Here is a 12,694-nt window from a genome sequence, read left to right on the forward strand (position 1 = left end):
CCGGCCGCGTGTTCAGTCGCGCAGCCGGTCCAGCGCCTGGTCGAGCGTGGTGGCGGCCATGATCAGCGACAGATGCGTGAACGCCTGCGGGAAGTTGCCCAGTTGTTCGCCGCTCGGGCCCACCTCCTCGGCGAACAGGCCGACGTGGTTGGCGTACGTATGCATCTTCTCGAAGGTGTAGCGGGCCTCGGCCAGTCTGCCGGAGCGGGCCAGCGCATCGACGTACAGGTAGGTGCACAGGCTGAAGGTGCCTTCCGAACCGCGCAGGCCGTCCGGGGAGGCGGCGGGGTCGTAGCGGTAGACGAGGCTGTCGGAGACCAGCGTCCGGCCCATCGCGTCGAGCGTCGACAGCCACGTCGGGTCCTTCGCGCCGAGGAAGCCGATCCGCGGGACGAGCAGCAGCGAGGCGTCCAGGACACCGCCGTCGTAGTGCTGGACGTACGCCTTCACCTCGTCGTTCCAGCCGCGGTCCATCACCTGCTCCAGGATGGTGTCCCGCGCCCGGGTCCACCGCGCGGTGTCCCCGGGCCGGCTCCAGTCGCGGGCCAGCCGCAGACCGCTGTTGAACGCGGCCCAGCACATCACCCGGCTGTACGTGAAGTCCTTGCGTCCGCCGCGGGTCTCCCAGATGCCCTCGTCGGGACGGTCCCAGTTGTCGGCGAGCCAGTCCAGGGTGCGGGTGACGGCCTTCCAGGCCGCGTAGTCCGCCTGGATGCCGATGTCACGGCCCTCCGAGAGGCCGTAGAGGGCCTCGCCGTAGATGTCGAGCTGGAGCTGGTCGGCGGCGGCGTTGCCGACCCGTACGGGGAACGAGCGGCGGTAGCCCTCGAAGTGGTCCAGGATCTCCTCGCCCTGCAGGGGCGTGCCGTCCACCCGGTACATGATCTGGAGCGCCTCGCCCTCCTGGTCCAGGCGTTCCAGCAGCCGTTCGCGCAGCCAGTGGGCGAACGCGGTCGCCTCCTCGGCGAACCCGAGGTCGAGCAGGGCGCGCAGCGACAGGGCTCCGTCCCGTACCCAGGTGTAGCGGTAGTCCCAGTTGCGTTCGCCGCCGACCTGTTCCGGCAGTCCCATGGTGGCGGCGGCGACCGGGGCGCCGGTGGGCGCGTAGGTCAGGAGTTTGAGCGTGATGGCGGAGCGGTGCACCATGTCGGGCCAGCGGCCCCGGTACCGGGAGTTGCGCACCCAGTTCTGCCAGAACTCGACGGTCTCCGCCATGTTCTCCTCGGTCCCCGGCACGGTGGGCGGCGGCGGTGCGCCGGCGTCGGGACCGTCCACGGTGAACACGGCCACCGCCGTCTCGCCGGCCTTCAGGGTGACCGTGCTGCGGACGTCGTCGCCGTCCCGTTCCAGGGGGAAGGTGGACTGCAGGAACGCGCTGATCCCCGGGGCGCGGAACGCGGCGCCGTCGGGACCGACGGTGAGTTCGTGACCGGCCCGCCCGTAGTCGAAGCGCGGGCGGCACTCCAGGGCGTATTCGACCGTTCCCCGGACGGTCCGCGCGGTGCGCACGAGACGGTGCCGGGCGGAGGCGGTCCCGGACCGGTCGGGGGGCATCCAGTCGAGGACCTCGCCCACTCCGTCGGGTGACATGAACCGGGTCACCAGGACCGCCGTGTCCGGGTAGTAGAGCTGCTTCCAGGTGCCTTCCGGGCGGGAGGGCGCCAGCCGGAAGAAGCCGCCGCGGTCGTGGTCGAGCAGCGCGGCGAAGATGCTGGGGGAGTCGAAGCGCGGGGCGGCGAACCAGTCCACGACGCCCTTGGCGGAGACCAGGGCGGAGCACTGGAGATCCCCCACCAGACCGTGGTCGGCGATGGGCGGATAGCGGTCCATGGTGATCCAATCTCGAGGATCCAGGCCTCTTCACTATCCGGCATGCCGGTCGCGCGCGCTTGTCCGCCCGTGGGGGAGTGGCGGCCCGGGCGGTGACGTGCCCGGGTGAGCCGGGGCGGGGCCTGTGACGTGCCCGGGGAGCCGTGGCGGGGGCGGTGAGGCCCCGCGGCGCCCGCGAACCGAGCCCCCCGGAACCCACGGTTGCCGAACGCCGGTCCGCCGGAGTTACTGGAGGGGACCGCTCCACGTCGACGAGGCGCGCGCCGGTGTCCCGGGAGGTACCCGCATGGACCTGATCCACGTGCGCCTGGTGAGTCCCGCCCGGCTGACCGACGCCGTGGCCTCCCTGCTCGCGGCCGACCCCCGCGTCGTCAACCTCGTGGTCCAGCCGGGCATCGCGCGGAAACCGGAGGGCGACGCCCTCTCCTGCGACGTGCTGACCGGAGGGGCGAACGACGTGCTGCGCGGTCTGCGGGAACTGCGTCTGGACGAGGTGGGCTCCATCGTCATCGAGCCCGTCGACATGGCGATCGCCGGACACGCCCTGACGGCCGCCGCCGGCCGGCCCGGACTGCTGTCCCGGGCACCGGTCTGGGAGGAGGTGGAGGCCCGCATCCGCGCCCAGGGCACGTACGCGCCGAGCTTCTACCTCTACCTGGTGGTCGCCGGGCTCATCGGCGCGGTCGGCATCGTCACCAACTCGCAGATCCTCATCGTCGCGGCGATGGTCGTCGGGCCCGAGTACGGCGCCATCGTCAGCGTCGCGCTGGGCATCGACCGGCGCTCGGGGCGGCGCGTCCGCGAGGGGCTGACCGCCCTGACGGCTGGGTTCGCGATGGCCATCGCCGTCACGTTCCTCTTCGGCCTGCTGATCCGCGCCTTCGACCTGCAGTCACGGGCGTTCGAGCTCGGTGTCCGTCCCGTCTCGCATCTCATCTCCACCCCCGACTTCTTCTCGGTGGCGGTCGCCACGCTGGCCGGGATCGTGGGTGTCGTGTCCTTGTCCGAGGCCCGGACGAGTGCCCTGCTGGGCGTCTTCATCTCCGTCACCACGATCCCCGCCGCGGCCGACCTCAGCGTGTCCGCCGCGTTCGGGAGCTGGGCCGAGGCGCGCGGAGCGATCGTCCAACTCCTGATCAACGTCGCCGTGTTGATCGTGGTGGGCGCGCTCACGCTCCGCGGGCAGCGCGCCGTCTGGCGCAGGGTCGGCCGGCGTGAGGCGCGGCCCGCCGACCGGTGAGGGCCGCGCCGGCGTGCGAGGACGCGCGGAGCGGGGGCGTCCGGTCGGGCCCGGGGAAGTGACAGACTGAGGCCATGGACGAGCGCGCATTCGACAGGTCTGGCCAGCATGCTTCCGTCATCGGTCTCGGCACCTGGCAACTGGGGGCCGACTGGGGCGAGGTGAGCGAGAAGGACGCCCTGGCCGTGCTGGAGACGGCGGCGGAGACGGGGGTGACCTTCTTCGACACCGCCGATGTGTACGGCGACGGGCGGAGCGAGGAGACCATCGCCTCGTTCCTGCGCGGCCGACCGGACCTGCACGTCATGGTCGCCACCAAGATGGGCCGCCGCGTCGACCAGATCCCCGAGAACTACGTCCTCGACAACTTCCGTGCCTGGAACGACCGTTCCCGCCGCAACCTCGGCGTCGACCGGCTCGACCTGGTGCAGCTCCACTGCCCGCCGACGCCGGTGTACTCCACGGACGCGGTGTACGACGCCCTCGACACGCTGGTCGAGGAGGAGCGGATCGCGGCGTACGGGGTGAGCGTCGAGACGTGCGAGGAGGCGCTGGCCGCCATCGCCCGCCCGAACGTGGCGAGCGTCCAGATCATCCTCAACCCCTTCCGCATGAAGCCCCTGCGCGCGGTTCTGCCGGCGGCCCGGGAGGCGGGCGTCGGCATCATCGCCCGGGTCCCGCTGGCCTCCGGGCTGCTGACCGGCAAGTACACCAAGGACACCGTCTTCGGTGCCGACGACCACCGGACGTACAACCGTCACGGCGAGGCCTTCGACCAGGGCGAGACCTTCTCCGGGGTCGACTTCGCGACGGGCGTGGAGGCGGCGGCCGAGTTCTCCGCGCTCGCCCCCGAGGGGTACACCCCGGCCCAGCTCGCCCTGCGGTGGATCGTCGCGCAGCCCGGCGTGACCACGGTCATCCCGGGAGCCCGCTCACCCGAACAGGCCCACGCCAACGCGCAGGCCGCGAAGCTGCCGGAGCTGTCCCGCGCCACGCTGGACGCCATCACGGAGCTCTACGACCGGCGGATCAAGGACCAGGTGGAAAACCGCTGGTGACGGCGGAGCGGGCTGCGGCGGCACGCACCGGGCTTCCCGGAACCCGTGCCGCCGGGTCCCGCGTCGGCTCCGCTGCCGCTGCCGCCGTGTCTCGCTGCCGCTGCCGCTGGTGCTCAGCTCGTGGACGTCCCGCGCGTCGCGAGCGCGTCGAGCTGCCGGTCGTGCACGCGGCTGAGCACCAGCACCGAGACGGTCGCGCCGATCAGGGCGCAGAACATGTCCCACTGGGTGTCCCACACGTCCCCCTGCGTGGCCAGGAAGGCGTCCGCGCCGTGCCCGCCGATCACCGCGGCCGCCCACTCGAACATCTCGAAGAGGGCGCTGAAGGCGAGGCACGCGCACACCGTCAGCGGCGCCAGCCACCTGCTGCCGCGCAGCGGTGACGTCCGGCTGAGCATCTCCCGCACCAGGACGGCCGGCACGAAGCCCTGCATGAGATGCCCGAACCGGTCGTACGGATTGCGGGCGAGCCCGAACGTGTCCCGCACCCAGTCGCCCAACGGCACCTGCGCGTACGTGTAGTGCCCGCCCACCGCGAGCACCAGCGCGTGCGCGGCGAGCAGGCAGTACAGCAGGTTCGTGAGCGGGAAGCGGCGCCGGCTCAGCACCACCACCGGCAGCCCCACGAGCACCCACACGGTCTCCAGCAGCCAGGTCATTCCGTCGTGTGCATGCCAAGCGGAGAGCGCCATGCCCGCCACCACCACGGCGAGGAGCGCGGCGGGGAGGGCGCCGTGCGGGGCACGGTCGGGGAAAGCGCGGTGCGGGCCGGTCGGTGCGAGGGCTGATCCGGGCATGGCGGGCTCCTTCGTCCAGGTGGCCCCATCGTGGTGGAGCGCCGGGCCTCCGGCATGAGTACGGGTACTCACCCGGCCTGCGTGCCATCGCCGGCCGGGCCCGCGCCGCGCGGTCGGCTCACTCCCGGTTCGCCGCCCCGCGCAGGGCCGCGATGGCGGTGCCGATCGCCTGCTGGAGCTCCTCCAGACGCTGCACCATGTCGTCCTCGTAGATGTCGTCGGCGTCGTCGAAGGTCAGCTCCTCGAACACCTTCGTGGCCTTCTGGAGGCTGCTGTAGAACTTCGTCCGGCGTTCCTGGACGCGCAGTTCGGGGTCGGCCTCCACGGTCTCGACGACGAGGTTCTTCATCGTGTCGTACGCCTCGGTGGCCCACTCGCCCGCGTCCTCCCCCTCGTCGAGCTCGTCGAGGAGCGACAGATGCCGCTCGGCCTCGGAGCGCAGCTCGGCGGGAGCGTCCAGGGTCTGTCCGGCCGGCGTCCTGATCTGGCCCTTCTCCGCGATCTGGCGCACGTATCCGATGCGGTCGGCCGCCCTGTTCTCGGTGGCGACCGCCTTCTTCAGCTCGTCCGTGCGGGCGATGTCACGGGCCAACTCGGTCTGGAGCGCGGGGTCCTCCTTCACCCGGTCCAGGAGGGCGGCCCGCGCGGCCTTCGCCGTCGAGGGGTCGGCGAGGATCGCGGCCCGCAGCGCGGTCGGGTTCTCGGCCACCTCCAGCGCCTTGGTGGGACGGATGCCCTCGGCCTCGGCGGCCTCGCTGATGGCCGCGCCGCGCTCCGAGGCGGCGCTGGAACGGGAGGCGTAATAGGCCGACCAGGCCTCCCCGTCCGGCAGTTCGACGTCCGCGCCCGGCATCAGGGTCTCGAAATGGGGAACCAGTCCGTCGTCCGCGGCCCTGTCCCAGGCCTTGTAGTACCGCATGACCCGCTCGGGCGAGCATCCGGCCAGGTCCGCGAACTCCTTCGCGGACACCTTTCGCGTCTCTTCGGCCGACTGACCGCCGGGGCGGACGCTCCGCGCCACCTTGAGCGCGAAGGCCCAGCCACCGTTGCGCGCGTAGGCGCCGAAGTCGTGCGCATCGCGCTCGACGGGGTCCGGAACGCCGGTGCGTGTGACGGCGTCTTTGGACGAGGTGATGGCTTCGGTCACCGGGAACTCTCCTGGGGTGGTGGGGCGTTGATGTCACGGAGGATGAAGCTATGGCCTAAGGTCTGCGTGGAATCAAGGTGACACTCGGAGACCGCGGCCCAGCGGACACCCCAGTAAATCCGAAATGTGCAAGCCCAGAAACGACGCGATGTGATGACCTTCACCCCGATGTGGCAGAAAGTGATGAATTCCTTACGGCCGTGTCACGTACGGGTGTGTATTGGCCATCGCGCGACCGCGGGAGGATCTTTCGTGCGACCGTTCACTCTCAACTACGCCCGGCCCTCAGGGCAGTCGGCCGCAATACCCCCGTACCACTTCGACGTGTCCCTGCAACTGAACGTGCTGCCCGACGGCAGACCGGCCGTCAGCGATCACGCGCTGCTGATGGCGACCGGCACCACGACCTCGACGGCCGGTTCTCAGACGCACTTCGACGACTGACGGATGCCGCGCGCATGACGGTTCTCATACTCACGGCCGAACAGGACGTCACCGCCGACATGGTGGTGGCCAGACTGCACGAGCGGGGCGTGCCCATGGTGCGCCTCGATCCCGCGGACCTGCCCGGCAAGGCGGTCCTGTCCGCCGACTACGCCCACGGTGACTTCGACGGCTACCTGTCGGTCAACGGCCATGTGCTCAGCATGGGAGGCCTGCGCTCCGTGTGGGTGCGCAGACCGGGAGAGCCGGCGGCCCATGCCGCCGAACCCTCCGCATGGCTCACCGCCGAGACCAGGCAGGCCCTGTTCGGCATGCTCTACTCCGCCTCGACCCGGTGGATGAACCACCCCCGACGCGCCGAGCAGGCCCGGCACAAGCCCTGGCAGCTACGGGTGGCCCACAGCAGCAAGTTCGCCGTGCCGCCCACCGTCATCACGACCGCTCCCCGGGTGGCCGAGCAGTTCGTCCAGGAGCACGGGGACGTGGTGGTGAAATCGGCCTCCGGTCCGCCGCCCGGCCAGCCTCCGGCGGCCCTGCCCACCACGCTGGTCGGTCCCGGCACGGACTTCTCCGGAGTCGCGGCCGGGCCCGCCCTCCTGCAGCGTTACATCCCCAAACGTGCCGACATCCGGCTCACCGGCATCGGCACCCGGCTGTTCGCCGCCCGGAAGGCCGCCGAACCCGGTCAGGTCGACGGCCGGTTCGGCGAGACGGAGAACGGCTGGGAACCCACACCGGTGCCCCATCGCATCGCCCGTTCGGTCCACGACTACCTCGCCTTCACCGGACTCGCCTACGCGGCCTTCGACTTCGCCGAGGACGCGGACGGCATCTGGTGGTTCCTGGAGTGCAACCAGGGAGGCCAGTTCGGCTTCATCGAGCTGGAGACCGGACAGCCCATCGCCGACGAGGTAGCCGTGTGGCTGGCGCAGCGCAGGCCCGGCCTCCGCATCCCGGAAGGACACTGACATGGGTAATCGGTGACGACCGGTCACTCCGCTCCCGTCCGGAAGGAGTCGAGGACGGCCTTCAGCGCCTGCCGGTCGGCGGCGCTGTCCCAGTCGTCCGCCGGGGTCGTCCAGCGCAGCGAGAACCCCCGGTGGTCGCCGATGAGGAAACCGCGGCCGAGGGTGCGCACCCGCACACCCCCGACCACGGAGTACCACTCCATGTCGGCGCCCTTCATACCGTGATAGGTCACCGGCCGGATGGCGCCCACCCGTTCGTAACCGGTGGACACGGCACGGAGGTTCGGCTCCAGGTCGCTCCAGACGGCGACCGGGTCCGGACCGAGCTGGGTGCTGTACGTGACGGCCAGGGTGCGCGCGTCGCCGCTCGCCCCGAACGTCACCCGGTAGGCGAGATCGTCGGAGGACTGCGTCTCGACGGGTTTCCAGCCCTTCGGCAGCGCGACGGAGAAGCCCTGCGGCGCCCGGTAGAGGGAGAACCCGGGCGGCAGCGCCGCACCGGCGGTGGCCGAGGCGGAGGGAGTGGGGGAGGGGGACGGCTTCGCCGACGCGGTGGGTGTCCGTTCCGCGGGCGCGCCGCCGGCGCTGGGGGCCCCGGACGGCGCACCGCCGGCGGACCGTGACGGCGCCGTGCCGGACGCGGCGGTGTCACCGCCGTCCGATCGCCCGCTCATCGAGGCGAACACCAGCGCGCCGGCGACCGTGACGGCGACGGCCGCGCCCAGCAGCACCGGCCGGCTCAGGGGCAGGCCTCCCCGGGGGCGCACCGGCCGCCCCGGCCCCTCGTCCTCCGCGTCCCGGCCCCGGTGGTCCCCGGTGGGGCCGAGGAGGTCGGGCAGCGGCTCGGGCGGTGTGGTGTCCTCCAGGTTCTGCCGCAGGATGCGTGTCAGCGACTCCCGCACGACGGCCTCGGGCACCCGCTCCACGGGGTCCCAGCGCAACAGGCCCAGAATGGCGGGCGCGAGCGGGCCCGCGTCGCGCGGGGCCCTGACCGGCAGTCGCTCCACCGCCCGGAGCGTGGCCTCCGCCTCGCCCCGGTCCTGTACGACCGGCCGCCCCTCGACCATCGCGTACATCATCGCGCCCAGCGCCCAGAGATCGGCCGGGGGCCCGCCGGCCTCGCCGCGGGCCTGCTCGGGAGAGGCGTACGAGGGAGCGGTGACGCGCGGCGCGTCGGCGGAGGCCGTCATGCCGAAGCCGGTCACGGTGACCCTGCCGTGCTCGTCGGACCACACCTGGCTCGGGCCCAGTTCGCCGTGCGTGACTCCCTCGTGGTGCGCGGCGGTCAGGACGTCGAGGACGCCGAGCCCGATGGCGGCCGCCCGCACGTGGTCGACGGGACCGTGCAGGAGCAGCTCGGACAGCGGGGCACCCTGGGGGCGCTCCGTGACGGTCCACACGAAGCCGGGCTCCTCGACCACCTCCAGGACCGCGGCCACTCCACCGTGACAGGCCGGGCCCAGGATCTTGGCCGTGCGCAGGATCCGGTCGGCGGCGGGCTCCGGCGGCTCCTCGCCTCCCTGCTCGGCGGCACGCGAGGAGGTCAGGACGACGGGCCGGCCGAAGGCGGTGTCCTCGCCGTGCCACAGGGCCCGGCCCTCCTCGCGCAGGAAGACGTCGAGCAGCCGGTATCTCCCGGCGATCAACTCGCCCGAGGAGTCTTGCGCCTTGGCCATCGTCATCCCTCGTCGTGTACCGGACACTCTCCTTTCCCAGAAGTACGCGGGAGGTGACGAAGAGTGTTCAACGGGAGACGGCTGGAGATGAGTGTTTTTACCCGGACGCGTCGTCGTCGCGCGTCCGTACGAACAGTTCAGGCCCCGGTTCCCGGTCGGTTCACCGCTCGGCCTCCTGGTCGGGGTAGTCGACCGAAGGCGGCTGTCGGCATCAACTCGCCGTTCAGCAGCGGTAGTTGCCGTGATGGCCGGAAGGGGAGGGCGTCTCGGTCGCCGGGACGTGGACACCGGGGGGCCGTCCGGGAAAGATGCCAGATGCACACAACGCCGCCCGCCCGCCGATCCCGGTTCGTCGCCCGCAGCCCGCAGCCCGCAGCCCGCCAAACGCCAGCCCGCCAGCCCGCCAGCCCGCCCCAAGCGTCGCCCGCCGCCCGTCGCCCGAGCCACCCGGAGGCCGTCCGTATGAGTGCCCGACCGCTGCCCCAGAGCCCGCCCGCCGAGCAGGGAGTCGACGCCTCGGGCATCACGGCGTTCCTCGACGCCGTCGAGGCCCACCCGGAGATCGAACCGCACAGCCTGATGATCCTGCGTCACGGGCACCTCGTCGCCTCCGGCTGGTGGGCGCCGTACACACCGGAGCGCCTCCAGCTCCTCTACTCGCTCAGCAAGAGCTTCACCTCCACGGCCGCCGGATTCGCCGTGGCCGAGGGCCTGCTGGACCTCGACCGGACGGTGATCTCGTACTTCCCGGAGTTCGAGGCCGACATCACCGATCCGCGCAGCCGCGCCATGCTCGTGCGGCACGTCGCGGCCATGGCCAGCGGCCACCTCACCGAGACCTGGGCCGACGCGATGCGGACGGACCGGACGGAGGCGGTACGCGGCTTCCTGCTGATCCCGCCGGACCGCGACCCCGGTACCGTCTTCGCGTACAACCAGTCGGCCACCTACACGCTCGCCTCGATCCTCCAGCGCGAGACCGGTCTGTCGCTGACCGAGTACCTGCGGCCCCGCCTGTTCGACCCGCTGGGCATCGGGGAGACCGCCTGGACGCGGAACCGGGCCGGCCGGGAGATCGGCTTCAGCGGGCTGCACGCCGCGACCGACGCCGTCGCCCGGCTCGGGCAGCTCTATCTGGACGACGGCGTCCGGGGCGGGCGGCGGCTCCTGCCGGCCTCGTGGATCGCGGAGGCGACCCGCGCGCACGTCGCGAACGACGACGGCACTCCCGACGGCGCCCGCTCGGACTGGCAGCAGGGCTACGGACTCCAGTTCTGGCGCGGACGCCACGGATACCGCGGCGACGGGGCGTTCGGACAGTACTGCGTCGTGCTGCCCGAACACGACGCCGTGATCGCGACGACCGCGGCGACCGACCGCATGCAGGAACTGCTGGACCTGATGTGGCGTCATCTGCTGCCCGCGTTCGGGACGGCACCGCCGCGGGACGCGCGCGAGCGCGACGCGGCGCTGAGCCGACGGCTCGCCCGGCTGGCCCTGCCGCCGGTCGAGGCCGCGCCCGAGCCCACCGAGCCCCTGGACACCTGGGCACAGGAGGAGTTCCGGCCCGCCGGAGGCGTCTGCGCGGCCCAGCGGAGCCTGACGGGTGTGCTCGTCGCCGAGGGGGAACAGGGCACCCGCGTCACCCTGGCCGAGGGGGACCGGAAGCTGGAGCTGCGGCTCGAGAAGACCGGCTGGAGCGTCGATCCCGGCCCGACGCCCCTGGCGGTGAGCGGTGGCTGGACCGGCCCCGGCGCCCTGCGGCTCGACGTGATCTTCCTGGAGACCCCGCACCGGCTGACCGTGGAGTGCGTCCTCCCCGGCCGCACCTTCACCGCCCGCTGGCACACGACCCCGCTGCACGCCCCCACGTTGGAGTTCCTGCGAGCACCGTCGCGCACGCCGTCAACCGGTCCCCGGAAAACGCCACACCACGCCACCCCTTCCGCCACGTAGAGATATCCACCACGATGCATAGGCCGAGGTCCTGACGGGCGGAAGCGGGCCTTTTGGCCCGTGCCGTCCGCGTGCCTGCCGGGCGGAGAGAACCGACTCCGGGGTGATGCATGACGAACCTGATGTGGACGCGGAGCGTGGAGTGGCTGGCCGCGGCCGCCACCGACCCGAGGGCGTGCAAACGCGACTGGGACCAGGGGAGCGGCGGCGTGCTCCTGGAGGCCGGGCGCTACTGGGACGTGCTGAGCGTGCCCGAGCAGCTCGGCCTGCTCGCCCTCGACATCCTGTGGTCCGACCCGGCCCGGTTACCTGGGCCCACACTGGTCGACTGCGCGGCTCAGCGCGTGGGCTTCTTCCTGCCGCCCGACCCCGCGAGCCGGTGGGAGGGTTCGGGGCTCCGCCATCTCGGCCGGGGCTCCTGGGTCGCCGTACCGCCGCCGTACCGTTCGGCGGGGCCGCTGGAGTGGATCGTGCCGCCCGACGGGACGGGCGCGCTCCATCCCGCGCTCCCGCTGGAACTCGCGCTGCGCCAGGCCAACGGCACCCTGGCCGTCCTAGCACCGCCGGCCGGTCAGCCGGTTCCGTAGACCGGTGGGCCAGTCGGTGGGCCGCTCAGCCGGTTCCGTAGAAGTGCGCCTGTCCTCCGCGCCACTTCACCCAGGCCGGATCGTCCAGTAGATCCTCCGCGTCGGGCAGTCCCGCCCGGCCGAGGAACTCCAGCAGATCCTCGTCCGAGAACGCCACGCCGAGGTTCTCACCCCGCGCGGTCACCTCACGGCCACTGGTGTCCAGGGCCGGATGCACAACCAGAGGAGCCCGTCCGGACATACATCCAGGATCGTCCCTGGCGCCCCGCCGCGCATCCTGGCGGACGGATCGCGGACCGATCGCGGACCGATCACGACGGACCAGGGCCGGATGACGGTCCGACGCGGGCCGACACCGCACGCCGTACGGCGTGAAAGTGGTTGTATTCGATACCAGTACGAAACCAGTGCGGAGTGCGAAGTCCCGTTCCCCGGGTGAGGAGCTTTCGATGAGCGCCATGGACCTGCCAGCGATCGAAGCGGAGCGTCAGCGGATCAAGGACGCCCATCTGGCGGCGGAGAGGCCGCGGAGCACGGCACGCGGCGTGCACCATGTGGCGCTGCTCTCCGCGGACGTGGAGCGGACCGTACGGTTCTACCAGGGCGTCCTGGGCTTCCCCCTCACCGAGATGATCGAGAACCGGGACTACAAGGGCTCGACCCACTTCTTCTTCGATCTCGGCAACGGCAATCTGCTCGCCTTCTTCGACTTCCCCGGACTCGACCTCGGCCCGTACGCGGAGGTCCTCGGCGGACTGCACCACCTCGCCATCTCGGTCGCCCCCGACACCTGGCGCGAACTGCGCGGCCGGCTCGACGCGGCCGGGGTCGAGTACATGGAGGAGAGCGGTACCTCGATCTACTTCCGCGACCCCGACGGCGCCCGGATCGAGCTGCTCGCCGATCCGCTCGGCGAGATGTACGGCAACAAGGTCCTCTGAGCCGGGTCCCCGTGGGACGGCGGCCGGAGCCCCTGGGGGATCCGGCCGCC

Annotated in this window: 12 protein-coding genes; 7 read left to right on the top strand and 5 right to left on the bottom strand. The window is 71.9% G+C overall.

Annotated features, from left to right (window positions below; translation table 11 throughout):
• Positions 1 to 12: 12 nt before the first annotated feature.
• Positions 13 to 1,836 (bottom strand): glycoside hydrolase family 15 protein, encoded by a 1,824-nt coding sequence (locus tag ACFRIC_RS05765; protein WP_382780831.1) that lies wholly within the window; start codon positions 1,834 to 1,836, stop codon positions 13 to 15.
• A gap of 280 nt (positions 1,837 to 2,116) precedes the next feature.
• Here ACFRIC_RS05765 and ACFRIC_RS05770 point away from each other — a divergent pair, with 280 nt between their 5' ends.
• Together ACFRIC_RS05770 and ACFRIC_RS05775 are read left to right on the top strand one after the other, a co-directional pair.
• Positions 2,117 to 3,070, top strand: a complete 954-nt coding sequence (locus tag ACFRIC_RS05770) for a DUF389 domain-containing protein (RefSeq protein ID WP_382779894.1) — start codon at positions 2,117 to 2,119, stop codon at positions 3,068 to 3,070.
• Between the two features lie 74 nt (positions 3,071 to 3,144).
• Positions 3,145 to 4,128, top strand: a complete 984-nt coding sequence (locus ACFRIC_RS05775; protein WP_382779897.1) for an aldo/keto reductase — start codon at positions 3,145 to 3,147, stop codon at positions 4,126 to 4,128.
• Between the two features lie 113 nt (positions 4,129 to 4,241).
• On the opposite strand, the gene ACFRIC_RS05780 is transcribed toward ACFRIC_RS05775, so the two are convergent.
• The gene (locus ACFRIC_RS05780; RefSeq protein WP_382779900.1) at positions 4,242 to 4,925 is read right to left on the bottom strand and encodes a DUF2238 domain-containing protein; all 684 of its coding nucleotides are present in this window, start codon (positions 4,923 to 4,925) and stop codon (positions 4,242 to 4,244) included.
• 118 nt (positions 4,926 to 5,043) lie between these two features.
• Positions 5,044 to 6,072 carry a hypothetical protein gene (locus ACFRIC_RS05785; protein WP_382779904.1) on the bottom strand — a complete coding sequence of 343 codons (1,029 nt, stop codon included), beginning with the start codon at positions 6,070 to 6,072 and terminating at the stop codon, positions 5,044 to 5,046.
• 252 nt (positions 6,073 to 6,324) lie between these two features.
• Between ACFRIC_RS05785 and tgmA the strand changes: the two genes are divergently transcribed.
• Both tgmA and tgmB read left to right on the top strand, forming a co-directional pair.
• Entirely contained in the window at positions 6,325 to 6,516 is a 192-nt protein-coding gene (gene tgmA / locus ACFRIC_RS05790; protein ID WP_382779907.1) for a putative ATP-grasp-modified RiPP, read from the top strand.
• 14 nt (positions 6,517 to 6,530) lie between these two features.
• Positions 6,531 to 7,484: an ATP-grasp ribosomal peptide maturase gene (tgmB, locus tag ACFRIC_RS05795; protein WP_361675142.1), complete on the top strand. Its 954-nt coding sequence runs from the start codon at positions 6,531 to 6,533 to the stop codon at positions 7,482 to 7,484.
• 23 nt (positions 7,485 to 7,507) lie between these two features.
• Here the strand turns inward: tgmB and ACFRIC_RS05800 are convergent, their stop codons facing one another.
• Entirely contained in the window at positions 7,508 to 9,160 is a 1,653-nt protein-coding gene (locus ACFRIC_RS05800) for a serine/threonine protein kinase (protein ID WP_382779909.1), read from the bottom strand.
• Between the two features lie 462 nt (positions 9,161 to 9,622).
• Between ACFRIC_RS05800 and ACFRIC_RS05805 the strand changes: the two genes are divergently transcribed.
• Positions 9,623 to 11,116, top strand: a complete 1,494-nt coding sequence (locus ACFRIC_RS05805; RefSeq protein WP_382779912.1) for a serine hydrolase domain-containing protein — start codon at positions 9,623 to 9,625, stop codon at positions 11,114 to 11,116.
• A gap of 110 nt (positions 11,117 to 11,226) precedes the next feature.
• The gene (locus tag ACFRIC_RS05810) at positions 11,227 to 11,703 is read left to right on the top strand and encodes a hypothetical protein (protein WP_382779914.1); all 477 of its coding nucleotides are present in this window, start codon (positions 11,227 to 11,229) and stop codon (positions 11,701 to 11,703) included.
• 25 nt (positions 11,704 to 11,728) lie between these two features.
• Here the strand turns inward: ACFRIC_RS05810 and ACFRIC_RS05815 are convergent, their stop codons facing one another.
• On the bottom strand, positions 11,729 to 11,944 hold the full coding sequence (locus tag ACFRIC_RS05815) for a hypothetical protein (protein ID WP_037617573.1): 216 nt from the start codon (positions 11,942 to 11,944) through the stop codon (positions 11,729 to 11,731).
• A 208-nt stretch (positions 11,945 to 12,152) separates the two neighbouring features.
• Here ACFRIC_RS05815 and ACFRIC_RS05820 point away from each other — a divergent pair, with 208 nt between their 5' ends.
• The gene (locus ACFRIC_RS05820) at positions 12,153 to 12,644 is read left to right on the top strand and encodes a VOC family protein (protein ID WP_382779917.1); all 492 of its coding nucleotides are present in this window, start codon (positions 12,153 to 12,155) and stop codon (positions 12,642 to 12,644) included.
• Positions 12,645 to 12,694 lie beyond the last annotated feature (50 nt).

The sequence above is a fragment of the Streptomyces sp. NPDC056738 genome (assembly GCF_042790435.1).
Classification (GTDB): domain Bacteria; phylum Actinomycetota; class Actinomycetes; order Streptomycetales; family Streptomycetaceae; genus Streptomyces.

Excerpts from the sequence above, each read along its gene's own strand:
- ACFRIC_RS05770 (WP_382779894.1), top strand. The coding sequence starts at position 2,117 with ATGGACCTGATCCACGTGCGCCTGGTGAGTCCCGCCCGGCTGACCGAC.
- ACFRIC_RS05775 (WP_382779897.1), top strand. The coding sequence starts at position 3,145 with ATGGACGAGCGCGCATTCGACAGGTCTGGCCAGCATGCTTCCGTCATC.
- ACFRIC_RS05780 (WP_382779900.1), bottom strand. The coding sequence starts at position 4,925 with ATGCCCGGATCAGCCCTCGCACCGACCGGCCCGCACCGCGCTTTCCCC.
- tgmB (WP_361675142.1), top strand. The coding sequence starts at position 6,531 with ATGACGGTTCTCATACTCACGGCCGAACAGGACGTCACCGCCGACATG.
- ACFRIC_RS05800 (WP_382779909.1), bottom strand. The coding sequence starts at position 9,160 with ATGGCCAAGGCGCAAGACTCCTCGGGCGAGTTGATCGCCGGGAGATAC.
- ACFRIC_RS05805 (WP_382779912.1), top strand. The coding sequence starts at position 9,623 with ATGAGTGCCCGACCGCTGCCCCAGAGCCCGCCCGCCGAGCAGGGAGTC.
- ACFRIC_RS05810 (WP_382779914.1), top strand. The coding sequence starts at position 11,227 with ATGACGAACCTGATGTGGACGCGGAGCGTGGAGTGGCTGGCCGCGGCC.
- ACFRIC_RS05815 (WP_037617573.1), bottom strand. The coding sequence starts at position 11,944 with ATGTCCGGACGGGCTCCTCTGGTTGTGCATCCGGCCCTGGACACCAGT.
- ACFRIC_RS05820 (WP_382779917.1), top strand. The coding sequence starts at position 12,153 with ATGAGCGCCATGGACCTGCCAGCGATCGAAGCGGAGCGTCAGCGGATC.